We start from the raw sequence: 25,742 nt of genomic DNA on the forward strand, positions 1-25,742 counted from the left end.
TACTTTTTTAATTGCCGCATTTTTGATGCTATATGATCTTTTACCAGTCTTAAGACAGCACCGTCCTTTCATAAGAAATTATTGGGGTTTTTGCTTGAGGGCGTGTTGAAAGAGGAGGACGGTGATCATATCGGTGGCCCGCTGGTATAAATCCCATTGTTCATAGGCCGCAAATGACATCCGTATTTCATGTAATGACTGTTTCATTTCATGATATTCTTCCACTGTAAATGTATTTGTCAGTTTGAGCTGATTTTCATGCAGTTTTAGCCTCAGCTTTCCTAATGAAGTTTTCATTCTGCCTACATTCCCTTCGATCTTGTCTTCCTTAGAAAATTGTATATGAATTTACGTATAATATTGAATAAGTTGTGAGATATGATCACCAGCTTTTCGAAAAATTCTCCTCTTTTTTCCTAAAAATACAAGAAGGTCTATAGACTTATTTTTCCTCAAAATGATTTCAAGAAGAAAAACCTATATATATTCCTGAATCAAACAGAAGAAAATGGTAAATATCCCGAGACGATCAAGGTCTTTTGGCATTTCTCCTCTTTTTAAATGACTCAGTCCGGCATTCCCTATTTCCATTCATTTGGTAGTTATTTAGTCCTTTATTTTCATAATATTTAGATTAAATGATCAACTACACGACTTAATGAACATTTGACTTCATAATTGATAACCATTATCATTTGATTTGCTTGCGTGATAATTGAGAATCATTTTCATTTCAATTCTATTACTACACTCATCCTATATCCGCAAGCCTGCTTTTATCATCGTATGAGGCTCAATTTGAGGAAGGGGATTTTTTACATATGTCCAAACGCCCTGATGGAATGGGTGCTGAGGATTCAATTTTCGGAGAAAGCCGTCCTTTTTTTATACCTGGGACGGAGCAACTGGATATCACAGCACACCCATATAGACTTTTTATATTTAAACCGAATACTACTCCTCCAGCGGCTGGTTTTCCAGTCATGTACGTACTTGATGGAAATTCACTTTTTGGCACAATGGTCGAAGCACTTCGTTTACAGTCAAGAAGACCTGAAAAAACAGGTGTCGTACCTGCCATCATTGTTGGAATTGGCTATCAGACAGAAGCACCCTATCATCCGCTCAGGCATTATGATCTCACTTTAACTGGCCCTGACGCTTCCATTGGTGGCAAAAGAAAGGATTTCTCCAACCATACATATGGCGGCGCCTCTGCGTTCTTTTCTTTTTTAGAAAAGATTGTAAAGCCTTATATCGAGCAGCGCTTTCCGATCAACCAGAGTCGTCAAACACTGTTTGGGCACTCTCTTGGCGGTCTTTTTGTATTACACACACTATTTGAGCACCCTGATGCTTATCAGACATATATTGCGGGCAGTCCTTCTATCCACTGGAACAAAGATTTATTTCTAGAAAAAGAACACCAATTCACCAATCATATACGTCAGATGTCTATGGATGCCAGGCTGCTTGTAGGTGTAGGTGAATTAGAAAAACATCATCCATGTCAAATGAATGATCATGCACATGCACTAGCAAATCGGATGCTGCCTTTATCTTCAAATGGCTTGCATACGGCCTATCACGAGTTCCCTGAAGAAGGACATACGTCCGTTTTACCAGTGCTAATGAATTACGCTTTTCGTTTTGCACTCTATCATGATGATCCTTTCACAACCACAGACATGAAGGAAAGGCAGTGAACACATGAAACATAGTGGTCTATCTCAAAAAATTGCCCTTATTACAGGCGCAGGACAAGGTATTGGACAAGCAGTCGCTAAAAGACTAGCCGAGGAAGGTGCGATTATTGCAGCAGTTGACGCAAATGAAGATCAGCTGCAAAGCACCGTCCAGCAAATGAATGATGAAGGCATACGTGCCTTTGCCTATCCAGGTGACATCACCGATCAAACTTCTGTTCAGCACATTGTTGATCAAATTGAAAAGCAGCTTGGACCCATTTATTTACTGGTCAATGTAGCAGGCATCCTTCGAATCAGTTCTATTGACCAGCTTAGTGCAGATGACTGGCAACAAACTTTCGCAGTCAACACACATGGTGTCTTTTACGTATCTCAAGCTGTCTCCAAATACATGATGAAAAGATCAGAAGGGGTCATTGTGACTGTCAGCTCTAACGCAGGTGCCATTCCTAGAATGAATATGGCTGCCTATGCCGCTTCAAAAGCAGCAGCTACTTCCTTTACAAAAACGCTTGGATTAGAGCTGGCAGCCTACGGGATCAGATGCAACGTTGTCTCTCCCGGCTCTACCGCAACACCTATGCAATGGGCTTTATGGGCTGATGAACAAGGAGAAAATCAGGTGATTAAAGGCTCATTAGAGACGTATAAAACCGGAATTCCTTTACAAAAAATCGCTGATCCTCAAAACATCGCTGATGCAGTCATTTTCTTTGCATCTGAGCAATCCAATCATATTACGATGCAGAATCTCACAATTGATGGTGGCGCAACACTCGGAATCTAGCATTTCAATCAAAAGGAGGCCTTTTCATGAAACATTCATTATTGTCGTCAGAAGAAAAAGTACAGTTGCTTCAAGACTATCAGCCAGGCGCTTTTTTTCTTGCTTCACCTAAACGCACGATACTTGCCGAAGGGATTTTCCAGCATATTGAAACCAATCAGCTAAATGAACTATCTACAAAGGTAGCGCATGTATTTGACGCTGCCAAACAAGCTGGTATTCAAGCACCGATTGTGGCTGGTGCTGTCCCGTTTGATCCGGTGCAGCCCGTTCGTTTAAATGTGCCAGTCCATGTACAGTTTAGTGATCCACTCGAATTTCAACAAGGTGATGAGGAGTCAGAAGTGGTATCGCCATCCTATGAGGTGACACCTGTCCCTGCCCCAGATGTCTACATGGAAGGTGTGAACGAAGGATTAGCTAAAATTGAGAACGGAGAGCTTAGCAAAATCGTACTCTCTCGATCTCTCCATCTCAAAGCAAATCAAGAAATTCATACGAAAGCAATACTCGAACGACTGGCTCGTCATAATACGACTGGCTATACGTTTGCTGCAAATATAGCTGACCCGAAGGCTTCCCAAAAGCGCACACTTCTTGGGGCAAGCCCTGAGCTGCTACTTTCAAAAACTGGTTCATCTGTGATTTCCAATCCACTCGCTGGCTCTCGGCCGCGCAGTTCAGATCCAGTAGAAGACCAGCGCCGCCGCGATGAACTTCTTACTTCAGCGAAGGATTTACACGAGCACGCAGTGGTTGTCGAAGCTGTCACTAAAGCGCTTACTCCTTACTGTCACACATTAGATGTGCCTGCATCACCATCCGTCATACAAACAGAAACGATGTGGCATTTGTCTACTGTGGTCAAAGGTGAATTAACAGATTCTAGTGTGTCCTCAATTGATTTAGCGCTTAGCCTTCATCCAACACCTGCAGTATGCGGAACACCTACAGCAGATGCACGTGAAGCCATTCAAGCGATTGAACCCTTCGATCGAGGATTTTTTACAGGAATGATCGGCTGGGCAGATACAAATGGTGATGGTGATTGGATTGTCACCATTCGTTGTGCAGAAGCTGAGGGTCACTCCCTTCGCCTCTTTGCTGGTGCAGGAGTGGTCAAAGGATCAAAAGCAGAGGATGAGCTAGCTGAAACATCTGCAAAATTCAACACGATGCTTCATGCGATGGGCATCCATCAGCTATAAAAGTAAATAGGAGATGACAAAAACATGTTTGTTCAACCACCTACATGGCCAGAAGAATTTGCAAAACGCTACCGTGAAAACGGCTGTTGGCGTGGGGAAACCTTTGGCGGTATGCTTCGTGCACGCGCCGCATCGTTAGGAAATAAAACAGCGATTACATACGCTGATACGCATATGAGCTACCAAGAACTTGATGAGCGCGTCAGCAGTCTTGCCGCCGGTTTTCATCAGCTTGGCATTCAAAAAGGAAGTCGAGTTGTCGTGCAGCTTCCTAACATTCCTGCTTTTTTTGAGGTCATTTTCGCTTTATTTCGAATCGGTGCTTTACCCGTCTTCTCTCTGCCATCTCATAGAAGCAGTGAAATCACTTATTTTATTGAGTTTGCCGAAGCAGACGCATATGTCATACCAGATATCGATGGCGGCTTTGATTATCGAACACTCGCACGTCAAGTGAAAGAAAAGCTTCCCTCATTACCTCATGTCATTGTTGCAGGGGAAGCTGAGGAATTCCTTGGCTTAGATGATCTGCGCAAGGACCCAGCACTTGATCCCCAAATTCATGTAGAGGCAAGCGATATTGCATTTCTTCAGTTATCTGGAGGCAGCACAGGCCTTTCTAAGCTTATTCCTCGTACACATGATGACTATATTTATAGTCTTTGGAAAAGCAATGAGGTGTGCGAGCTCACACAAGAAAGTGTGTATCTAGCTACACTTCCAGTTGCACACAACTATCCATTAAGCTCGCCCGGAGTCCTTGGGACGTTATACGCAGGCGGAAGAGTCGTTCTTGCACCTGGATCAAGCCCTGATGTCGTCTTTCCACTCATTGAAAAAGAACGGGCGACTATTACCGCTGTCGTTCCACCTATCGCATTGATTTGGCTAGAGGCCGCTCCTCATCGATCAGATGACTTATCGAGTCTTGAAGTCTTACAAGTCGGCGGTGCTAAATTCAGTGCTGAGGCAGCAAAACGAGTGATGCCTGCCCTTGGATGTAAGTTACAGCAAGTTTTTGGTATGGCAGAAGGTCTGGTCAACTATACCAGATTAGATGATCCTGAACATGTCATTATTCATACACAAGGACGCCCGATGTCTGAATATGATGAGGTACTAGTGGTAGATGATGAGGACAAGCCCGTCCCGCATGAAGTGGCTGGACATCTTTTAACAAGAGGACCTTATACGATTCGTGGCTACTATAAAGCCGATGAACAAAACAAAAAAGCATTTACACCCGATGGCTTTTACAGAACAGGTGACATCGTGCGATTAACCAAAGAAGGAAATGTTGTTGTAGAAGGCAGAGACAAGGATCAAATCAATCGTGGCGGTGAAAAGGTTGCCGCTGAAGAAGTTGAAAACCATTTACTTGCGCATGCTGACATTCATGATGCCGCCATGGTATCCATGCCGGATCCATTTCTTGGCGAACGCTCATGTGCCTTTGTCATTGCAAAAGGAGACAACAAACCAGCACCGCACGTCTTAAAATCATTTCTAAGAGAACGCGGACTCGCAGCCTATAAAATTCCTGACCGCATTGAATGGATCGATGCGTTCCCACAAACAGGTGTAGGCAAAGTCAGTAAAAAAGCATTAAGAGAACTAGCTGCAACCCATACTGCCAACGTATAAAAAGAGGAGTGAAAACCATGGCAATCCCTACTATTCCTGCATATCCAATGCCAAGCACACAAGATTTACCCGAAAATAAAGTGAACTGGATACCAGATCCGAAACGTGCTGTTCTGCTGATACATGACATGCAGCAATATTTTTTAAATGCATTTCAACAAGATACATCACCGATCACAGAGTTAGTTCAGCATATTGAACAATTACGTGACACATGCAATGAACTTGGCATTCCAGTCGTCTATACAGCACAGCCTGGTGACCAAGACCCGAAGGATCGTGCCCTATTAACAGATTTTTGGGGACCTGGACTTGGTGATGATGAAGCATTGACAAAAATCATTGATCAGCTTGCTCCATCTGAAACAGATACAATGCTGACAAAATGGCGTTATAGCGCATTCAAAAAATCTAATTTTTTGGATATTCTTCAAGAAGGCGGGCGTGATCAACTGATCATTACTGGCGTATATGCACATATTGGCTGTATGCTGACAGCCGCAGAAGCATTCATGCTCGATATTGAAACCTTCTTTGTCGCAGATGCCGTCGCTGACTTTTCATTGAAACATCACAAAATGGCCATGACCTATGCAGCTGAACGCTGTGCGGTCACCACAACAACAAATCAAATCATTGGTCGTTTAACAGGACAGGAAGCAGAAAGTGATGACCTATCTTTTGAGGCCATTCTTCAGCAAGTAGCTGAGTATCTCCAAATGGAGCCGAATGAAATACCGCTTGACGAGAATCTCGTCTACCTTGGACTTGATTCTATTAGAATGATGAGCCTAGCGGAAAAGTGGAGACAGCAAGGAGCGACAGTCAATTTCGTTGAGCTTGCAGCAAATCCAACACTCGCTCATTGGCGGACTCTTCTTTTCCCAGACAAACAGCCATCTATTCCAAATATCGATTACTTGTAAAGGAGGTATAGACCCTTGTCGATCCAGTCAGTCGATTCATTTCCACTAACCGGTGCCCAATCAGGCATTTGGTATGCGCAGCAGCTTGATCCATCTAATCCTATTTTCAATACAGCTGAGTATATAGATATTAAAGGTCCTATTGACCCCATACACTTTGAAGCAGCCATTAGAAAGACTGTCTTAGAAGCAGATTCCTTGTATATGCGCTTCGTTGAGGATACTGACGGTCCAAAGCAATGGTTCTCATCTAAGAACGAGATTCCATTCCAATTGATCAATTTACAAAATGAAAAACAGCCGCTTGATGCGGCTAAAGCATGGATGAAGGCAGATCTTTCAACGCCAGTCTCTTTAGAGAAAGATGTATTATTCCGTGAAGTACTTTTTCAACTTGCTGACGATCGATTTATCTGGTATCAGCGCATTCATCACATTGCCATTGATGGATTCGCCTTTTCGCTCATTGCGCGTCGTGTTGCTGAGGTCTATACAGCCCTATCGAAAGGGACACCTATGCCCCCTCAAACATTTGGATCCTTACATGACGTAGTCCAAGAGGAGCTCACCTATCAACAGTCCAATCGATATGAAGATGATCAAGCGTTTTGGAAAAATCGCTTTGCTGATCAACCGGAAATTGTCAGCCTTGCTGAGCTTGCACCAAGAACGTCGGATCATTTTATCCGAAAAACGGCTAGCTACGATGCCGCAAAGGTAAGCAAAATGAAAAAAAATGCTCCAGCCTTCGGTGGTACGTGGCATGAAATGATCCTTGCTGCATCCGCTTTATATGTGCATCGTATGACTGGTGCACATGATATTGTTTTAGGATTACCTGTGATGATGCGCCTTGGATCGTGCGCCTTACAAACACCCGGAATGGTCATGAACCTGGTACCGCTTCGTTTAACATGCAAACCAGAAATGACGCTCTCAGCACTTGTTCGCCAAGTATCTGATGAACTAAAAGCCATTCGCCCTCATCAAAGATATCGCCACGAGGACATGCGGAGAGACTTTAAACTTATCGGAAGAAATCAGCGATTATTCGGCCCGCAGATCAATATCATGCCATTTGATTATGATCTCATGTTCGATCAGAGCATTGGTCAAGCACATAACCTCTCAGCAGGACCCGTGGATGATATATCGATCAACATATACGACCGCGCGGATGGGAACGGATTTCAAATCGACTTTGATGCAAACCCTGCCGTTTACAAAGAGCAAGCAGTTGACGCTCATCAGCAGCGTTTTCTTCAATTGCTGGAGGAAATAACCGGACTAGAGCAAGATCAAACGATCAGTCAATTCAACCTTCTTTTGTCTGAAGAGAAAGAGACCATTCTCAAGCACTGGAATGATACAAAACGAGAATTACCAAAGGAATCTTTACGGGAACTATTTGAAAAACAGGTGAGCAAAACGCCACAAGCAAAAGCACTACAGTTTGAAGGAATCACTTTGACTTACGAAGAGCTAAATCAGCGGGCAAATCAATTAGCTCATTATTTGAAAAAACATGGCATTGGACCAGAACAATTTGTCGCCATTGCTCTGCCTCGATCCATCGATATGGTCGTAAGTCTATTAGCCGTCGTCAAAACGGGAGCTGCATATCTGCCATTAGACCCTGATTACCCTAACGATCGAGTCGCCTATATGCTAGAAGATGCCAAACCGGCGTGCTTGCTCACAGTCAAAGAGACAGCAGACGGTTTGGACCATCCACACATCGTTCAACTGGATGATTCAACTGTTCATCAGGAGATAGCAGGCAGTCCAAATCTCAATCCGACTTGGGGCGAGGGCTCTCCACATCACCCGGCTTACATCCTCTACACATCAGGATCGACAGGCAAACCAAAGGGTGTTGTTGTAACAAAACGAAATGTGATCAACTTTATATTGTCCATGCAAGATTCATTTTTATTAGATCAAGAAGACCAGCTTTTAGCGGTAACGACCATTGCCTTTGATATTTCCGGGCTGGAAATGTTCCTCCCGCTTTTACATGGGGCTGCTATTTTATTGGCAAAAAAAGAAACCATACAAGAACCAGCAAAGCTTTCAGACATGATTCGTTCTCATCATGTCACAATCATGCAGGCAACACCGACGTTGTGGCATGCGTTGGCAGATGAATACCCTGACGTGATAACAGGTATGCGTGTTCTTGTTGGAGGAGAAGCACTCCCTGCCTCCCTTTTGCACACATTGCAATCTCTTCAATGCGACATTACTAATTTGTACGGCCCTACAGAAACGACGATCTGGTCTACGATGGAAAATGTCACAGCACATCGAGAGAATAGCGGACCGGCAATCGGTAAACCCATTTGGAATACGAGCGTTTATATTTTAGATGAAGGACTAAACCCAGTCCCAGCAGGGTCAATCGGTGAACTTTATATTGCTGGTGAAGGAGTATCTAGAGGATATCTTGGACGATATGATTTAACGGCTGAACGTTTTGTCGCTGATCCATTCGGCACAAGCGGCACGAGAATGTATCGTACTGGTGATTTAGCCAGATGGCGTGAAGATGGTTCGATTGATTATATCAGCCGTGCCGATCATCAAATTAAAATACGCGGCTTCCGTATTGAACTAGGTGAAATCGAAACCGTGATGATGCAGCACCAAGCCATTAAGCATACATCTGTTATCGTTCGTGAAGATCAACCTGGGCAGCAGCTGCTTTGTGCATATGTTGTACTCACAGACGGCTCTTCTCTACACCCTTCAGAGCTCAGACAGTTTGTGGCTTCATTACTTCCTGATTACATGGTGCCTTCTGCTGTTGTCGTTTTGCCAGAACTTCCACTTACGCCAAACGGCAAAATCGATCGCAAAGCATTACCAATACCAAATATGTCTTTAGTTAGTTCTGAGCGGACACCTAGAACACCACAAGAAGACATGTTATGTAGTTTATTTGCAGAAACCCTTGGAGTATCTCAAATTGGCATAGATGATAGTTTCTTTGACTTAGGAGGACATTCCTTACTCGCCGCTCGCCTGCTTAGACGTATACGCGATACACTTGGCGCAGACCTAAGCATGAGTACCATTTTTGAATCGCCTCGGGTTGCTGAGCTTGCGCAGCACATTGACAAAGCGAAGGACATTCGGCCGCCGCTTCAGGTTGAAGACAAGCCAGATGAAATTCCATTATCCTTTGCCCAAAAACGGCTCTGGTTCCTTCATTGCCTTGAAGGGCCAAGTCCAACTTACAATATTCCACTTGTCATTCAACTGACAGGTACACTAGATCAAACAGCTCTAATTGGTGCACTGGCAGATATCACTGAAAAACATGAAACCCTTAGAACCATTTTTCCAGATAAGAACGGCATGCCAAGACAGGTCATTTTACATCCGAAAAGTGTTCAGCCTGAACTCCATGTCACAGCTTCAACCGATCAACAAATTGAGCGTCAGTTAAACGAAGCCATTCGCTATAGCTTTAAAATTGAAGAAGAACCTGCACTGCGAGCAGAGTTATTCACGCTTGATGCAAACCGATCCGTCCTGCTTCTATTGCTGCATCATATCGCTGGTGATGGCTGGTCACTTGCACCATTGACGCGAGACTTAGCTGCTGCTTACGAAGCCCGTATACAAGGAAAATCCATCTCCTTGCCAGCAGAACCTGTTCAATATGCTGACTATGCTATTTGGCAGCAGAAGCTGTTGGGCAGTGAAGAAGAGACGGATAGTCTATTTGCCAAGCAGCTCAGCTATTGGAAAGGTGCCTTACATGACTTGCCTGAAGAACTTGAGCTGCCTTATGACTTCCCGCGTCCACAGGAAGGAAGCTTCAACGGTGCGACGATAGACTTTACGATTGAACCCGCTTTACATCAGAACCTCCTTGAGCTTGCCAAGCAGCATCAAGTGAGTTTGTTCATGGTGCTTCAAGCATCACTTGCAGCATTAATGACACGCCTTGGAGCGGGGACAGATATTCCAATCGGCAGTCCAATTGCTGGACGGAATGACGATGCACTTGACGACATTGTAGGCTTGTTTGTGAACACACTAGTATTACGTACAAATACAGCTGGTAATCCAACCTTTAGTGAGCTATTGAAGCGAGTGCGGGACGTTGACTTAGCAGCCTATGAGCATCAGGATCTGCCATTTGAGCGACTAGTCGAAATCCTAAATCCTACCCGATCCAGATCACGAAATCCATTGTTCCAAGTCATGCTTGCCTTCCAAAATACACCGAAGGCAGAAATGAAGCTGACACAGCTTGACTCAGATCTTTACGTGAAACCAGTAGGGTCAGCTAAATTTGATTTGACCATTGAATTGACAGAACAAAGGACTGAAACTGGATCAGCAGCAGGATTAACAGGTTTGTTTGAATTCAGTACAGATGTGTTTAAAGAAAGCACCATTCGAGCAATCGCTGACAGAATGAAGCGCTTTTTAACTGAAGTGACTGAGCGCCCACACGTGCCGATTGGCCAAGTGAACATTTTATCAGATAAAGAACGGCAAACATTTCTCCCTGATAAAAGGACATTCGCTCAGTTAGATCAAGCACATAGTCTCCCAGCCTTATTTGAAAAAACGGCGCAGCAATATCCTGATCGAGTGGCTGTAACGTATGGCAATAGGCAGCTTACCTATGGTGAGTTAAACAACAAAGCCAATCGTCTTGCTCATTTATTAATACAAAGAGGCGTTGGACCAGAACAGTTCGTTGCACTTGCCCTGCCTAGATCAATCGACATGCTCGTAAGCTTATTAGCCGTTCATAAAGCAGGCGCAGCCTATGTTCCGCTTGATCCTGACTATCCAGCAGACAGGCTGGCATACATGATACAAGATGCCAAACCAGTTTGCAGCATCACAACAAAAACAGATGCAGTGCATCTCCCTGCTGATTGCGATTTGATTTTGTTAGACGAAAAAGAAACGAGCGATCAATTGCTGACTATGCCAAGTCATAATCCGGCTGATATAGACAGAATTGAACCGCTATCTTCTCTGCATCCGGCCTATATTATTTATACATCCGGTTCTACAGGGAAACCAAAAGGAGTGGTCATCCCACATCAAAATGTCATCCGTCTTCTGACATCTACTGAACATTGGTTCCATTTTGATGAAGAGGATGTTTGGACAATGTTCCATTCATATGCCTTTGATTTTTCAGTATGGGAAATATGGGGACCACTTTTATATGGCGGCAGGCTTGTCATTGTACCTCATACCATCTCTCGCTCTCCTGAAGAGATGCTGCAGCTTCTAGTCGAGGAAGGTGTGACTGTGCTTAATCAAACACCTTCTGCCTTCTATCAGCTCATGCAGATAGACAAGGAACAACAAACACTAGGCCAAGCATTATCACTCCGCTATGTCATCTTTGGCGGTGAAGCATTAGAGCTTAGCAGATTAGAAGATTGGTACAGCCGTCACTCAGACTGTAAGCCAAAGCTAATTAACATGTACGGCATTACAGAAACCACTGTACACGTTACGTACAATGAACTCAATCGAGACATGATCACAAAGAACTCCAGCAGTTTAATTGGCGAACCGATTCCTGATTTACACGTTTACGTACTTGATGAATACCTGCAGCCTGTTCCCCCTGGGACAACAGGTGAAATGTATGTAGCTGGAGCTGGCCTTGCAAGAGGTTATCTAGGCAGACCTGACCTGACATCTGATCGATTCCCTGCCGATCCTTATGGAGCACCTGGCACAAGGATGTATCGTACAGGCGACCTTGCGCGCTGGACAGAAGAAGGGGCTCTTGATTACATTGGCAGAGCTGATTATCAAATTAAAATACGCGGCTTCCGTATTGAACTTGGAGAAATCGAAGCCGTTCTGGCACGCCATGATGCAGTTGCACAAGTGGCCGTCATAATGCGAGAGGATCAGCCTGGCGACAAGCGCTTAGTCGCATATATCGTCACAACGGAAGAAGACCATTTCGATACTGAAGCCCTTCGTCATTTTGCAGCAGCCAGTCTTCCTGATTACATGGTGCCCGCAGCATATGTACAGATTGACGCCATGCCGCTTACAGCAAATGGGAAGCTTGATCAAAAATCACTGCCGGCCCCTCAATTGCATTTACAGCAAGCGGATGGGCGCGGCCCAAGAAATCCGAAAGAGGAAATCCTATGTCATCTCTTTGAAGAGGTGCTTGATTTGCCTAAAATCAGCATAGACGATCGCTTTTTTGACATTGGCGGGCATTCACTGCTTGCAGTTCGTTTAATCAGCCTCATTCGTGATGCACTTGGTGTCAAACTAAGTATCGGAACATTGTTTGAAGCACCAAATGTGGCAAGTTTGGCAGAGAAACTAGAAACAGGAAGCGATGAAAATGCACTAGACATCTTGCTGCCGCTGCGAACAAATGGAGAAAGGTATCCTCTCTTCTGTGTTCACCCAGCAGGTGGTCTTAGCTGGTGCTATGCCGGCCTCTTGAATACATTAGAGAAAGACATCCCTATTTATGGATTACAGGCACGAGGAATCGCAAGAAAAGATGACTACCCGCACACACTAGATGATATGGCTGCGGATTACATCAAGCACATCCAAACAATTCAGCCAAAAGGCCCTTATCATCTTCTTGGCTGGTCATTAGGTGGAAACGTTGTACAAGCAATGGCTACACAGCTCCAGCAGCAAGGTGAAGAAATCGCACTCGTTGCGATGCTGGATGCCTATCCAAACCATTTCTTACCGATTAAAGAAGCACCTGATGAAGAAGAAGCACTAATCGCTCTTCTTGCGCTCGGCGGTTATGATCCAGATACCTTAACAGGTGAACCGCTCACGATGAAAAGTGCCGTCGACATTTTGAAAAAAGATGGCAGTGCACTAGCAAGCTTAAGTGAAGATGCCATTAGAAATCTAAAAGAAACCTATGTGAATTCAGTTCGATTGCTCGGAGAATATCAGCCAAAAACTTATCAGGGAGACATATTATTCTTTAGATCTACCATTATCCCAGATTGGTTTACACCAATTGATCCCGAAGCATGGGCACCTTATATCAACGGAACAATCGAACAGCACGACATTCATTGCCGGCACAAAGACATGTGCCAGCCTAAACCCCTAGCAGAAATTGGTGTCATCTTAGACAACGCACTGCATCGGGTCAAACAAAAGCACTAAGAATAAAGGAGAGATGACAAATGACAAATCCCTTTGATCGTGAAGACGGTGTATTTCTTGTGCTGGTCAATGAACAAGGACAGCATTCACTTTGGCCATCATTTGCACCAGTGCCAGATGGATGGGAAAAGGTCTTTGGTGAAGACACTAGAAATGCCTGCATCGATTATATCCAGACACACTGGCAGGACTTGCGGCCATTAAGCTTAACAAAAGAACCTGCACTAGCACATGGAAAAACGGAATAAATCATCGCACCCTGATCTCACTCAGGGTGCTTTTTTGACAGAATAAACATCACCATCTTTCAGCTCTTTCTGCTACAATTTAATTGAGAATGTTTATCAATCAATAAGAGATCAGGTGGTTTTATGGGAAACAACAATCAATTACGTACATTGGCAAATGCCGAACAATTCATCTATCGATTAACATATACTGAAAAAATAAATAATGCAGAGCTTCCACATACAGAGCAGCAGCTATCAGATACATTCTGCCTCCTCTTCAGCATAAGCGGCAGCGGTTTACTCACATTGAACGATCAAAAATGGCGATTGAAACATCTGACACTCTATACGATCATGCCTGGAGAAACATTTATGTTGAAAACAGAGCCTTATCAAAAACACGAGCTCTATCTGTTTCGCTTTCAGCTCTACACGCTGCAAGATCAAAACATAGGAGAAGTATCAACGGAACATGCCCGTTCTTTACTGAATAAATGGCAATTTATCGATATTAGTTCGATTGAACAAATTCATTCTTTACTGTCCGATATGACAGAGGAATGGCAAAGACCTGAATCCATTAGCTTTTTTAGAAGCCAAACTCTTTTTCAGCAGCTCATTATGCAGCTTTTCACACTGCATAAAGAAGATATTTGTGACACGGCACATGCCCTTTTCAAAACAAAACAATATATCGATCAACATTCCGAAGAACCTCTCAGCCTGACAAGTCTATCTCATATGGCTGGCATCAGCTCTAATCATTACAGTGAGCTATTTAAAAAGCATTTTGATGTGAGTGTCACTGATTATATCACCAAGAAAAGGATGGCTAGAGCGAAACAATTAATGGCAAAGGGCAACGCAAAGCTCAAAGACATTGCACTTGAAATCGGCTATCAAGATCCGTATTACTTCAGCCGCATCTTTAAGAAAAAAACGGGAATGACCCCTTCTACTTATATGAAAAGCCGGCAGCGGAAAATTGCAGCCTATGGCCATTCCATACTCGGCCAGCTCACACCCATTCATATCATCCCATATGCTGCCCCTCTTCACCCTAAATGGACAGCACATGATTTTGAGCATTATGCAGAAGAAATTCCGATTCACCTGAGTGCACATCGGATCAACGAGCACGCTGAAGCCAATTTACAGCTATTAAAGGAAACAAAGCCTGAGCTGATCATTGCCAATGATCATGTGACAGAGGAAGAAAAACAAGTGTTAAAAACCATCTGTCCTGTTCACTTTGTTCCATTCACACAATTGGATTGGCGCACTCAATTCAGACAAACAGCTATGTTCCTAAACGAAGCGAAGGAAGCAGAAGAATGGCTGATTCATTACGAGGAACTCGTCATTCAAGCGAAAAAGGCATGCCTTTTTGATCATCCACCAAAAACCGTCCTGCCTCTTCGTATCTTTCAAGATCAGCTCTATTTGTCTGTGAATCGCACCATGTCAGAAGTGATTTTTCAAGACATTGGTCTTCAGCCAGCTTTTCAGAATGACGGCCAGCTAATAGAAAAAGAAATCAGCATTCGATCTATACAACAGCTAGATCCAGATACCATCTTCCTTTTCCTGCATAAGGAACCAAAAACCATTGCTTTTTATCAAAAATTAAAGCAGCAGGAGGCTTGGCAAAATCTCAAAGCTGTTACGCAGCAAGCAGTCTATCCACTTACGTCTGACCCTTGGCGTGAATACACAGCAGCCAGTCATCAACGAGTCATTCAGGACCTTTTATCTTTTTTTCCGTAAAAAGTCCATCATTTGACAGATCATTGTCTATGGATAAAAGGACGAAAGACTACTACAATCTTTAATTGAGAACAATTATCAGTTAAAGGAGAAAACAAATGAAAAAATGGTTCGCATTGCTTATCCTTTGTATCATGACGATCATCGCAGCAGCCTGTGGTGCTTCAGAAAATAAACCTGCTTCAAACACAACCAAAGGCAAGTCAGCTGAAGCAGCTGAAACAAACATCAAATACTTAGAACAAACGTACAAACTCAAAACACCAGTGAAACGAATCGTCATTGCTGGAAGCCTAGAATCAATGGAAGATGCAAAATTACTTGGTATCGAGCCTATTGGTGCTTCTACTGTAGGCGGCACTTTCCCTGAATTATTTAAAGACATCACAGCAAAAACTGAAGGCATCGGGGAAAAAACAGAACCGAACCTAGAAAAAATCCTAAAACTAAAACCAGATGTGATACTTGGATCAACCAAGTTCCCGCCTGCAACAATTAAAAAACTAGATAAAGTCCAAACGACGATCCCAGTATCACATGTCTCTTCCGACTGGGAAAGCAATCTTTTATTACTCGGTGAACTGACTGGAAAAAGTGAAGAAGCCAAAAACATCATCTCTGATTATCAGAAAGATCTTAAACAAGCAAAAGAAACTTTGAAAGACAAAAGCAGCAACAAAACAGCTGTCATTTTACGCATTAGACAAGGCGACCTATACGTGTACCCTGAAGACGTATACTTCAACTCTACTTTATATGGCGACTTAGGATTTACAGCACCAAGTGATATCAAAAAAGCCAAAGCACAAGCATTGATTTCATTGGAGCGCCTAGGAGAACTCAATCCTGACTATATTTTTGTTCAGTTCTCTAAAGAGGAAAACTCATCGAATCCGAACGCATTGAAGGACTTAGAGAAAAATAAAATTTGGACAAGCCTAAAAGCTGTGAAAAATGGGCACATCAATGAAAATGCCGTTGATCCTATGCTTCAAGGAGGAACAGCACTAAGCAAAACAACCTTCCTTGATAAGGCCGTCAAATGGTTAGATCAAAACAACTAAAAAAGATGTGACGAATGACAAAGGGCTAAAATGATCTTTATTTTTAGCCCTTTGTCTTCTTTTCAGCGGAGCTTGAAAACTTGGAGGAGAGATGACACATGAACGGAATGTTTCTATATGACGAGTTTAACGGGCGTCAGCTTGATATTTACCTACCACCGGACACTTCTATTAATGTTCCAGCTGTCTTTGTACAAGATGGCTCTTCTTTGTTTAGAACACACCTGCTAGAAATCGAAAGAATGATCGAAACCAATACCATCTCGCCAATCATCATTGTCGGCATACATCCCTTCAATCGTCTTGACGAATATACCCCATGGAAGGCGTCATCACTGCGATCTGGGTTCCCTGACTTTAAAGGCGAGGCACAGACGTATGTGTCATTTTTAACGAATGACTTGCTCCCATATATCAAAAGAGAATACCCAGTTCAAGAGACCTGTCATGAGCATAGCCACGTAGGTGCTTCATTAGGCGGGCTATTTGCTATTTATACTTTATTCATGCACCCTGATCTTTTTAAAAATATCGCATCGATCTCCGGGTCATTTTGGTATGAAGATTTTCTACCGTTTGCTAAACAACAAAGCATTCAGTTTGTGGATCACCTTGTCTATTTGTCTGTAGGCAGTGAAGAAGGGAAAGGCAAAACATCGGTTCAACAGCACATGCCGTTATTCACCAAACAACTGCATGATCTTGTATTACAGAAAGGGATGCAGGAATCGCAGCTGCACTATTACATTGAACAAGGAGAGGGCCATCATCTGAAACAATTTCAAAAAAATTTCTTATCGGCCCTAAAGTGGTTTTATAAAAGAGAATGCTAATTTTTTATCAGCATGACACAAAGCCGATATGATATATTGGAACGTATAGATTGAAAGAGGAGGGATTTGCGCATGAGACCTTTACAAATCTCAGCCGATACCGCACAAAAGCTTGCTGCATCACTCAATGTACCATTAGAACAAATTATGCATATGCCGCAGCATATCTTATTAGCTAAATTAGCGGAGCTTGAACAGAAGAAAGATCGTTCTTCTTAAAGAAATAAAGGAGTTTACATTCATGGAACAACAACTAGAAAAATCAACATTACATCCTCGCAGTACAGGACAAACCATCCTGCTGATTGCTGGGATTTTGCTCATTGCATTTAATCTGCGGCCTGCCATTACGTCCGTTGGCCCTGTTATCGGCGCGATTCGTTCCGATTTACAGCTTTCAAATGGACTGGCAGGTTTTCTTACGACATTACCACTGCTTTCATTCGCATTGCTTTCTCCAATTGCACCTAAAATCGGAAAACGCCTTGGCAATGAACGAACCCTCTGGCTTGGACTTGCTGTCCTTCTCTTTGGGATTGTGATTCGCTCGTTTGGCACCATCACCTTCTTAATGATTGGAACGGCGCTAGTCGGCGTCGGAATTGCGATTTGTAATGTGCTCTTACCGGGGCTTGTGAAGCATAAATTTCCTGCACATGCAGGTTTGATGACAAGTGTATACACGACTTCAATGTCCGTCTTCGCTGCACTTGCATCAGGTGTCAGTGTTCCGCTTAGTCATACGATGCCTGGCGGCTGGAATACATCATTCCTTGTATGGGCTGGACTTGCCCTTCTCGCCATGATGGTTTGGGCGCCGCAGCTTCTTCATCAGAATACAGCGGCCGTCAAAACCATTTCTCTTACAGAGCAGCCAATATGGCGCTCACGTGTCGCATGGCAAGTGACCTTTTTTATGGGCTTGCAATCATTCCTTTTCTATAGCAGCATCGCTTGGTTTCCTGATATCTTAACATCACATGGAATGAACCTATCAACAGCTGGATGGATGCTGTCCATTATGCAGTTCGCTGGTCTGCCATCCACCTTCTTAACGCCCGTTCTTGCAGAAAAATTAAAAACGCAAAGACCGCTTGTCGCCGGCCTTGTCCTTGTGTATTTACTCGGCATGATTGGACTTCTTCTCGGAGGATCGACACCTATTCTTGTCATCTCTGTCCTATTGATCGGCATTGGACAAGGTGCTAGTATCAGTCTAGCGCTCACCTTCATTGGATTGCGGACAAGACATATGGAACAAGCAGCTGCCCTCTCTGGAATGGCGCAGTCACTCGGTTATTTATTAGCTGCTGTTGGTCCATTCATGATCGGTATCCTTTTTGATTTCACACATACATGGACACCAGCCATTATCATCTTTATCATCATCCTATTTTTCATGTTTTTATCCGGTATGCGTGCCGGACGCAGCGTCTATATTTCAGATCCTTCATAAAAAAGAACCCGCCTCCTCGTGAGACGGGTTCTTTTCTGCTTATGCCTGCTCTGTCACATGTACCTTTAACGTTGCTTGTACCTCTGGATGAAGCTTTACCGGTACATTTGTGTAACCTAATGCACGGATGGCATCATTCAGCTCGATTTTGCGCTTATCGAGTTTAATTTGATGATCTTTTTGCAATTTATCAGCGATTTGTTTGCTTGTAATGGAGCCAAACAAACGGCCGCCTTCACCTGATTTTGCAGTGAGTTCCACTGTTAACGCCTCAAGTGTTTCTTTTAATTGTTTTGCTTGTTCAAGCTCTTGGATGGCATTCTTTTTCTCTTTGTTTTTCTGCCCTTCCAATGCACTTAGGTTCGTTGGAGTTGCTTCAACAGCTAACCCTTGTTTGATGAGAAAGTTGTGAGCGTATCCGTCAGCTACATTCTTGACTTCGCCTTTTTTCCCTTTGCCTTTTACGTCTTTTAGAAAGATGACTTTCATCTTTGAACCCCTCCTTCGAAATATTCGTCTATGGCAGCCTTTAACTTCCCTACCGCTTCTTCAATGGTTATACCATAAATCTGGGTAGCAGCGTTAGTCAAATGACCGCCGCCGTCTAGTGCTTCCATAATAATTTGAACGTTGATATCCCCTAATGATCTGGCACTAATGCATACCGTATCGTCATCTCGTCTAGCGACAGCAAATGACGCTTCTACCTCACTCATTGACAACAAGGAATCAGCCGTCTGGGCAATCGTAATTTGATCATAATACTCCGACCTGTCAGACGGTAATGAAGCAATAGCCACCTGATTTTGATACAGTTCTGTATGCTGAATGAGTTTTGCCCGTTTGATGTAATGATCGACTGTTTCTTTTAAAAACTTTTGCACAAGGACAGGATCTGCTCCCTTTGCACGAAGGTAAGATGCTGCATCGAACGTTCTTGACCCCGTTCTCAGAGAGAAACTCTTCGTATCCACGATGATCCCAGCAAGAAGCGCAGTCGCCTCAATCATGTTAATCCGCAATTTCTTCGGCTGATACTCTAAGAGTTCTGTCACAAGCTCTGCTGTAGATGAAGCATACGGCTCCATATAAACAAGTAAAGGATCACGGATAAATTCCTCGCCTCGTCTATGATGGTCAATGACCACGACGTTTTCAATCTTATTCAGTAGTCGTTCCTCCATGACGAGAGACGGTTTATGTGTATCCACGACGACAAGCAATGTGTCATCCTTTGCAAGCTCCATTGCTTCCTCTGGCGTGATAAAACGTGACCAAAGCTCTTCATAATTTTTAATTTCACTAATTAAGCGTTGAACACTGTCGCCAATCTGGTTGGCATCAATGACAATATAGCCTTCTTTTCCATTGGCCTGAGCGACCTTTAAAATCCCGATGGATGCACCGATTGAGTCCATGTCTGGGAACTTATGACCCATGATCATGACATTACCGCTTTCAGATACAATTTCTTTTAAAGCATGAGAAATGACCCGTGCGCGTACGCGTGTCCGTTTCTCCATTGGGTTCGTTTTTCCACCGTAGAACTTCACTTTTCCATTCGGCTGTTTAATGGCGACCTGATCCCCGCCTCGTCCGAGGGCAAGGTCAAGACTCGACTGTGCTAGTGCTCCAAGCTCTTTCAAAGAAGGAACGGACGCACCAATCCCGATACTCAAAGTAAGCGTCGCACTATGTGCCCCTGTTTTCTCACGGACCTCGTCTAAAATGGAGAATTTCGACGCCTCAAGCTCAGCTAAAATGCTCTCATTTAGGACCGCCATAAATCGTTCAGACGAAATTCTCTTCAGGAAAATTCCGTATTCTTGTGCCCAATTGTTGAGCAGAGACGTCACTTCACTATTAATCGCGCTGCGCACTTGATCATCAAGGCCCTGCGTGACATCGTCGTAGTTGTCTAAAAAGATATAAGATAAAACCGTTCGTTCATTTTCGTACTGTCGTTCAATCTGCACCTGTTCCGTGACATCAAAGAAATATAAAAGGCGCTCTGATCGTTTAATAATGACTTTGAATTTCCGGTCATTCAGCGTTACATTTTCGGTCTCGACCTCTTGTTTAATAAGAGGCACAATGGACTCGAATGTATCGTACAAGGATCTGCCGACAAGTGTGCTTTCATGAAAGCTTGACGCGAGAAATGGATTCGTCCATTCGATATAATACTGGTCATTAAACAGCATAATACCAATTGGCATCTCCATTAATGCTTCTTCTCCAACCTTTTTGACTCGATAGGATAATGTTGAAATATATGAATCAATCTCTTTCTGCACTTGCGTATCTGCCCACTTTAAGAAGTAGAGCACACCTGCAAGGACGAAAAGACCAACCGCTCCTATGATCCAATTAAAATAAAGGTTGAGGAGGACTGTGACCACCGCAAGGACAATTAACGCGATGATCGGATACTTGATGACAGGTTTTCTATAGAAGCTTGGCACTGATATCAACTCCTCAACATTCAGAGTGAATTATTTGTTTTTTACTTTTTCTCTTAAATCAAAGCCTATGTCAGCAATCCCTATAATTCGCACAATCACACCGATCGGCGGAAAGAAAACCGTTAACACGACAGCGAAAATGGGTACCGCTTTTGAGATGTTTTTTTCGTGGCAATAATAGAAGAGAAAAGAAAATCCCTGAATAAGCACCAGTATAAATAAAATTTTAAACAAACTCGATTGAACGAGCCATAAAAAGCTGTCTTTTTCCGTCTGAATCAACATCAAAAGCAATGTGAGTAAATAATACCATACCATGCTTTTTGGCAGCCGCATATCCTTAAATTTCTTCAAGGACGGCATGTCTGAAACAAACCGTTTGAGCAAAGGCCGCACGAACCAATGATTCACAAAAGCCATCAGCGTGACCAAAATCAATAACGCTATAGGTAAAGCACTTAATGCCGTATCCTGCAACTCTCTGAACTGCTTCAGCTGCTTCGCAATGTCCTTCTCAGACGCGCCGGATTGCTTTAAAGTACTCTCTACCATCGGCATCATTTGCTCAATCGACTCTTTCGCCATATTCATAATATCGATTTGAAAGAGCTGAACACTGACAACAAAGGAGATGAGAAAACTGAATAAATAAATCAGCGCACCTGTTATGATGGCATTCCCGGGCTGCCTTCTGCTGTAGAAAACACCCATGCCTAATCCGGCGGCAATCAATATTGGTGCAGTCATAAGACCATTTATAGACCCAATTAAAAAGCTGATCACTATGCCAATAGCGCCAGCAACAATTCCTTTTTTCAAGCCGTGTCTAATTGTATAGAGGATGATCGGAATCGGAGCAGATAGAAAAAAAATAATGGATAATAGCGGCACATACAAATAAAACAACGTCATGACCGCGAAAATACTCATCATGATTGCGCCCTCTACTAACGCTTTTGTTTGTTTCACACCTTCACCTCTATCCAATCCTTTTGTCTATATCTTGCTCAATGTGTACTTCTATGTATACGTATGATGTCAGCTCCATCATGTCTTGCCCCAACCTTTATTTTACCATAGCGGCAAATCTCAAGTAAAATGCAGGCTATTCTGGGAGCGTTTCACGTGGAACACCGATATGGAATCGTACATGCAAGTTTTCAAACAGCATGTTACAATTTTTAAGATAATTCTTAGCTATAAACCCTGAATTCAAGGTCAAAAGCTGTTAGAATAGAAACATCATCAATAAAAGTAAGAAGGAGAATTCACATGGGAAAAACACTCGTATTCGGACACAAAAATCCTGACACAGACACGATTTGTTCTGCTATTGCTTACGCTGATCTGAAAAACAAAATCGGCGTTCAGGCAGAAGCCGTCAGACTTGGAGAAATCAATGGAGAAACACAATACGCATTAGATTTCTTTAAACAAGAAGCACCTCGTTTCATTGAAACGGCTGCAAATGAAACAAAGCAAGTCATTCTTGTCGATCATAACGAATTCCAGCAAAGTGTAAGCGACATTGATCAAGTACAAGTAACTGAGGTCATTGACCATCACCGTATTGCCAACTTTGAAACAAGTGAACCTCTTTACTATCGTGCTGAGCCTGTAGGCTGTACAGCAACGATCTTAAACAAAATGTATAAAGAAAACCAAGTGACGATTGAAAAGGAAATCGCTGGTTTGCTTTTATCTGCGATCATTTCTGATTCCTTACTATTCAAATCCCCAACATGCACACAGCAAGATATTGATGCTGCGCATGAGCTTGCAAAAATCGCAGGGGTAGATCCAGAAGTTTATGGCCTAGACATGCTGAAAGCCGGCGCTGATCTAAGCCAAAAAACAGTTCAAGAATTAATTACACTTGATGCAAAAGAATTCGCACTAGGCAAAAGCAAAGTGGAAATTGCGCAAGTCAATACAGTAGATATCGCTGAAGTGACAGCAAGACAGGCTGACATTGAAGCGAAAATCAATGAAGTCATTGCAGCAAAAGGTCTTGATCTATTTGTTTTAGTCATCACAGACATTTTAGAAAATGACTCCCTTGCTCTTGCACTCGGTGCAGAAGCAGCAAAAGTAGAAAAAGCATTTAACGTCACGCTTGAAAACAACACAGCTTTACTAAAAGGTGTTGTATCAAGAAAAAAACAAGTCGTACCTGCATTAACAGACGCACTTTCTTAATAAAACAAGACAAGACTGCTGAATCATTCAGCAGTCTTTTTTGTCTGTCTTCTTTTTAATGAATGTACGTATCACTCACGAGAATATCCTTTAACACACTTGTTGGAATCGTGAATTCAACTACGCCCATGTAACCAGGTGCCACATCATATTCATTAAAGGAAATCACCAGTTTGCCTTTTGAATTGATATAGAAATTTTGATCCGGCTTAATTTTCTTAAATGGATCCGCCATATCTTGCTTGCCAATCCAATATATTTTGTTTGAATCCTCTTTCATCTGTTTCTTCATCTGCTCTTTAATATTTTCACTAATCACATCTATATACCGGTTATCTTTAAACAGACTTGGTAATGTAATGAGGACATGATTTTTCTTATCCACCGTATCATATGTCATTTCCTCTGCCGCAGAAGCCTGAGTCGTCACCTTGTATCGACCTAGTGAAAGAACTTGGTCATTGTTTGTTTTTACTTCATATCCGCTCTCTACACTCAAATGACCATTTTTATAACCCTTTGTTTCCTTTTCAAAATCTTGATACAGCTTTTTGTTTTCAGCTAAATATTTTTCATTCAGGCTGTCTTGTAATGTTCCGTCCCCAAGTCCTGAAACGTGTGGTGTTTTAAGATCAATATTCGTTCCTTGATCGCTCTTTTTAAATTCTGTAAACGTCACGACTTTCACCAGCTCGCCAATGATAGGTACTTCTGAAATCGCTCTTGCTGCCTGTGGACTAACATTAACAGTTGTGACAAAAAGAGCAGCCGCTGCAACAAGTCCGATGGTCCATTGCTGAAAATGAGGTTTTTTGTTTTTTCTTTTTAACGTTCGTTCAATCATCGCATCATATTCCGGTGGTATAGGGATTTCTAAATATTCATCTTTTAAATGTTCCAAATACTTATCCATTTATATTTCCTCCTGTGATAATTCTACTTTTAAAAGCCGCAGCGCCTTATATAATCTTGTTTTAATGGTGTTTTCATTTTCATCGAGAATCTGGGCGATGTCCTCTAATTTTAGATCTTCAAAGAACCTCAAAATAATGATGACTCGATACATCTCAGGCAAATCTTCTATAGCCCGTTTGACGTCTTGATCCTCGTATACATCTGATTCGCCCTGTGATAAGAATTCAAGCGTATCATCATCTGTCACCTGCACCCGCTTCTTCTTTCGTAAAAAGTCTAGGGCAGCGTTCACCACGATTTTATAAAACCAGCTATGCATCTTGCTCGTATCCTCTAATCGATGAACAGATTTAAGTGCTTTATGAATAGCCTCCTGAACAACATCCATAGCATCTTCCGGGTTTTTGACATAACTATAGGACAACCGATAAAAACTGTGTTTATGCTCCATGACGTAATCCGCAAATTGATCGTCTATTTTTCGTTTCTTCATTTTACAAAGAGCTCCTTTATCTTAAATGCGCATCTGTTATTTCTTACATTGGATAGACGCGCGCCTTTTAAAAATAGTTTGCGCTCGGTTATTTTTTTAACATGTCATCGCATTTGCATTCCTATACAAAAAGAGCGAACCTGATGGGTTCACTCTTTCCAGACGGATAGTGTTTGATGGACAAACTGTTTTAGTGGAGAAAGCGGATGAATGATAGGAACGCCTGTCTCCCGCTCCATCTGCTGTGCCGCATGAACCATCGAAAGCTGCATCACACAAATATCTCTGCCTTTTTGCTTCATACATTTTCTCAGCTGCTCCATGATTTGTTCATCATAGGCTTGCATATCACCGTTTAGGCAAAGATGAAAGACATCCTCCATCACAACCATTTCTACTTCAACCTGTTTACCCCGCTCTGTTGCATATGATTCAAGCCGCTGCATCGTTCCCTCCACTGTATTTGGGTTGGAAAACACAAGCTGAAGAGGCCCTTTTTTCTCACAAATCAGCTCAAATAACGGTTCATCGATCGGAACAATCGGTTGTTTAAAGAGGTGCTGCTGATCACCTAGAGCAGCAATGTATTGTGTACACGTGAGCAGAATGAGATCAGCTTCACTTTCTTGCTTTAATCTGTTGATAGCATACGTTTGCTGCTTGTGTTGATCGAACGAGGGATCTTGAGTGGCGCGTTCTATAAATGATGAATCGACTTTGTGATGCAAATCAACATCTGTATCACCAAAAACATCTTCTATATATGACTGATTGGACGGATGGGCGTGAAGGCAGTGTAATCGAATCATCAGGCTCTCTCCTCGTGAAAGTTTTCAATCATTATATCAATCCTTGTATGAAATAGGGAGCAGCATGACCATA

General features: G+C 42.8%; 20 protein-coding genes. 13 read left to right on the plus strand and 7 right to left on the minus strand.

All coding sequences use genetic code 11. The features are described 5' to 3' along the window. Positions 1–78: 78 nt before the first annotated feature. The gene (locus AC3WTB_RS10140) at positions 79–297 is read right to left on the minus strand and encodes a hypothetical protein (protein ID WP_039182857.1); all 219 of its coding nucleotides are present in this window, start codon (positions 295–297) and stop codon (positions 79–81) included. Positions 298–821: 524 nt separating this feature from the next. Here AC3WTB_RS10140 and AC3WTB_RS10145 point away from each other — a divergent pair. The 12 genes from AC3WTB_RS10145 (at position 822) to AC3WTB_RS10200 (ending at position 18,788) form a co-directional block, all read left to right on the plus strand. Continuing rightward, positions 822–1,706 carry an alpha/beta hydrolase gene (locus tag AC3WTB_RS10145; RefSeq protein ID WP_492333678.1) on the plus strand — a complete coding sequence of 295 codons (885 nt, stop codon included), beginning with the start codon at positions 822–824 and terminating at the stop codon, positions 1,704–1,706. A 4-nt stretch (positions 1,707–1,710) separates the two neighbouring features. Continuing rightward, complete coding sequence (locus AC3WTB_RS10150) at positions 1,711–2,496, plus strand: 2,3-dihydro-2,3-dihydroxybenzoate dehydrogenase (protein WP_212044426.1); 786 nt, start codon at positions 1,711–1,713, stop codon at positions 2,494–2,496. A gap of 26 nt (positions 2,497–2,522) precedes the next feature. Then, positions 2,523–3,704 (plus strand): isochorismate synthase DhbC, encoded by a 1,182-nt coding sequence (dhbC, locus tag AC3WTB_RS10155; RefSeq protein ID WP_492333679.1) that lies wholly within the window; start codon positions 2,523–2,525, stop codon positions 3,702–3,704. A gap of 24 nt (positions 3,705–3,728) precedes the next feature. After that, entirely contained in the window at positions 3,729–5,348 is a 1,620-nt protein-coding gene (locus AC3WTB_RS10160; RefSeq protein ID WP_228280010.1) for a (2,3-dihydroxybenzoyl)adenylate synthase, read from the plus strand. Positions 5,349–5,365: 17 nt separating this feature from the next. Next, a complete protein-coding gene (locus AC3WTB_RS10165; RefSeq protein ID WP_039182873.1) occupies positions 5,366–6,274 on the plus strand; it encodes an isochorismatase family protein in 909 nt (302 codons plus the stop codon). Positions 6,275–6,289: 15 nt separating this feature from the next. Further along, positions 6,290–13,438 carry an amino acid adenylation domain-containing protein gene (locus AC3WTB_RS10170; RefSeq protein WP_492333680.1) on the plus strand — a complete coding sequence of 2,383 codons (7,149 nt, stop codon included), beginning with the start codon at positions 6,290–6,292 and terminating at the stop codon, positions 13,436–13,438. Positions 13,439–13,458: 20 nt separating this feature from the next. After that, positions 13,459–13,686 (plus strand): MbtH family protein, encoded by a 228-nt coding sequence (locus AC3WTB_RS10175; RefSeq protein ID WP_025093680.1) that lies wholly within the window; start codon positions 13,459–13,461, stop codon positions 13,684–13,686. 123 nt (positions 13,687–13,809) lie between these two features. Beyond that, on the plus strand, positions 13,810–15,435 hold the full coding sequence (locus AC3WTB_RS10180; protein WP_039182879.1) for an AraC family transcriptional regulator: 1,626 nt from the start codon (positions 13,810–13,812) through the stop codon (positions 15,433–15,435). Positions 15,436–15,533: 98 nt separating this feature from the next. Next, positions 15,534–16,499, plus strand: a complete 966-nt coding sequence (locus AC3WTB_RS10185; RefSeq protein WP_039182881.1) for an iron-hydroxamate ABC transporter substrate-binding protein — start codon at positions 15,534–15,536, stop codon at positions 16,497–16,499. A gap of 98 nt (positions 16,500–16,597) precedes the next feature. After that, positions 16,598–17,332, plus strand: a complete 735-nt coding sequence (locus tag AC3WTB_RS10190) for an alpha/beta hydrolase (protein WP_492333681.1) — start codon at positions 16,598–16,600, stop codon at positions 17,330–17,332. 72 nt (positions 17,333–17,404) lie between these two features. Next, complete coding sequence (locus AC3WTB_RS10195) at positions 17,405–17,551, plus strand: YycC family protein (protein ID WP_064498621.1); 147 nt, start codon at positions 17,405–17,407, stop codon at positions 17,549–17,551. A 22-nt stretch (positions 17,552–17,573) separates the two neighbouring features. Beyond that, positions 17,574–18,788 carry a CynX/NimT family MFS transporter gene (locus tag AC3WTB_RS10200; protein WP_039182887.1) on the plus strand — a complete coding sequence of 405 codons (1,215 nt, stop codon included), beginning with the start codon at positions 17,574–17,576 and terminating at the stop codon, positions 18,786–18,788. A gap of 39 nt (positions 18,789–18,827) precedes the next feature. On the opposite strand, the gene rplI is transcribed toward AC3WTB_RS10200, so the two are convergent. From rplI to AC3WTB_RS10215, 3 genes are read right to left on the minus strand one after another with little or no spacing between them, the layout of a single operon-like run. Continuing rightward, positions 18,828–19,277: a 50S ribosomal protein L9 gene (gene rplI, locus AC3WTB_RS10205; protein WP_008359128.1), complete on the minus strand. Its 450-nt coding sequence runs from the start codon at positions 19,275–19,277 to the stop codon at positions 18,828–18,830. After that, on the minus strand, positions 19,274–21,253 hold the full coding sequence (locus AC3WTB_RS10210) for a DHH family phosphoesterase (RefSeq protein ID WP_330545811.1): 1,980 nt from the start codon (positions 21,251–21,253) through the stop codon (positions 19,274–19,276). Before AC3WTB_RS10210 ends, rplI begins: the two co-directional genes overlap by 4 nt. Positions 21,254–21,283: 30 nt before the next feature. Beyond that, positions 21,284–22,222, minus strand: a complete 939-nt coding sequence (locus AC3WTB_RS10215) for a YybS family protein (protein WP_064498937.1) — start codon at positions 22,220–22,222, stop codon at positions 21,284–21,286. A gap of 303 nt (positions 22,223–22,525) precedes the next feature. Between AC3WTB_RS10215 and AC3WTB_RS10220 the strand changes: the two genes are divergently transcribed. Further along, complete coding sequence (locus AC3WTB_RS10220) at positions 22,526–23,452, plus strand: manganese-dependent inorganic pyrophosphatase (protein WP_024424048.1); 927 nt, start codon at positions 22,526–22,528, stop codon at positions 23,450–23,452. 55 nt (positions 23,453–23,507) lie between these two features. On the opposite strand, the gene rsiV is transcribed toward AC3WTB_RS10220, so the two are convergent. From rsiV to AC3WTB_RS10235, 3 genes are all read right to left on the minus strand, one after another. Further along, a complete protein-coding gene (gene rsiV / locus AC3WTB_RS10225; RefSeq protein WP_106025366.1) occupies positions 23,508–24,365 on the minus strand; it encodes an anti-sigma-V factor RsiV in 858 nt (285 codons plus the stop codon). Then, positions 24,366–24,860 (minus strand): RNA polymerase sigma factor SigV, encoded by a 495-nt coding sequence (gene sigV / locus AC3WTB_RS10230; protein WP_039182900.1) that lies wholly within the window; start codon positions 24,858–24,860, stop codon positions 24,366–24,368. It lies immediately after the preceding gene. 149 nt (positions 24,861–25,009) lie between these two features. After that, complete coding sequence (locus tag AC3WTB_RS10235; protein WP_487268531.1) at positions 25,010–25,669, minus strand: aspartate/glutamate racemase family protein; 660 nt, start codon at positions 25,667–25,669, stop codon at positions 25,010–25,012. Positions 25,670–25,742 lie beyond the last annotated feature (73 nt).

This window comes from Bacillus sp. EB106-04-04-XG123, assembly GCF_058791855.1.

Excerpts from the sequence above, each read along its gene's own strand:
- dhbC (WP_492333679.1), top strand. The coding sequence starts at position 2,523 with ATGAAACATTCATTATTGTCGTCAGAAGAAAAAGTACAGTTGCTTCAA.
- AC3WTB_RS10235 (WP_487268531.1), bottom strand. The coding sequence starts at position 25,669 with ATGATTCGATTACACTGCCTTCACGCCCATCCGTCCAATCAGTCATAT.
- AC3WTB_RS10190 (WP_492333681.1), top strand. The coding sequence starts at position 16,598 with ATGAACGGAATGTTTCTATATGACGAGTTTAACGGGCGTCAGCTTGAT.
- AC3WTB_RS10185 (WP_039182881.1), top strand. The coding sequence starts at position 15,534 with ATGAAAAAATGGTTCGCATTGCTTATCCTTTGTATCATGACGATCATC.
- AC3WTB_RS10220 (WP_024424048.1), top strand. The coding sequence starts at position 22,526 with ATGGGAAAAACACTCGTATTCGGACACAAAAATCCTGACACAGACACG.
- AC3WTB_RS10160 (WP_228280010.1), top strand. The coding sequence starts at position 3,729 with ATGTTTGTTCAACCACCTACATGGCCAGAAGAATTTGCAAAACGCTAC.
- AC3WTB_RS10165 (WP_039182873.1), top strand. The coding sequence starts at position 5,366 with ATGGCAATCCCTACTATTCCTGCATATCCAATGCCAAGCACACAAGAT.
- rsiV (WP_106025366.1), bottom strand. The coding sequence starts at position 24,365 with ATGGATAAGTATTTGGAACATTTAAAAGATGAATATTTAGAAATCCCT.
- AC3WTB_RS10175 (WP_025093680.1), top strand. The coding sequence starts at position 13,459 with ATGACAAATCCCTTTGATCGTGAAGACGGTGTATTTCTTGTGCTGGTC.
- AC3WTB_RS10145 (WP_492333678.1), top strand. The coding sequence starts at position 822 with ATGTCCAAACGCCCTGATGGAATGGGTGCTGAGGATTCAATTTTCGGA.
- AC3WTB_RS10140 (WP_039182857.1), bottom strand. The coding sequence starts at position 297 with ATGAAAACTTCATTAGGAAAGCTGAGGCTAAAACTGCATGAAAATCAG.
- rplI (WP_008359128.1), bottom strand. The coding sequence starts at position 19,277 with ATGAAAGTCATCTTTCTAAAAGACGTAAAAGGCAAAGGGAAAAAAGGC.
- AC3WTB_RS10195 (WP_064498621.1), top strand. The coding sequence starts at position 17,405 with ATGAGACCTTTACAAATCTCAGCCGATACCGCACAAAAGCTTGCTGCA.
- sigV (WP_039182900.1), bottom strand. The coding sequence starts at position 24,860 with ATGAAGAAACGAAAAATAGACGATCAATTTGCGGATTACGTCATGGAG.
- AC3WTB_RS10180 (WP_039182879.1), top strand. The coding sequence starts at position 13,810 with ATGGGAAACAACAATCAATTACGTACATTGGCAAATGCCGAACAATTC.
- AC3WTB_RS10200 (WP_039182887.1), top strand. The coding sequence starts at position 17,574 with ATGGAACAACAACTAGAAAAATCAACATTACATCCTCGCAGTACAGGA.
- AC3WTB_RS10150 (WP_212044426.1), top strand. The coding sequence starts at position 1,711 with ATGAAACATAGTGGTCTATCTCAAAAAATTGCCCTTATTACAGGCGCA.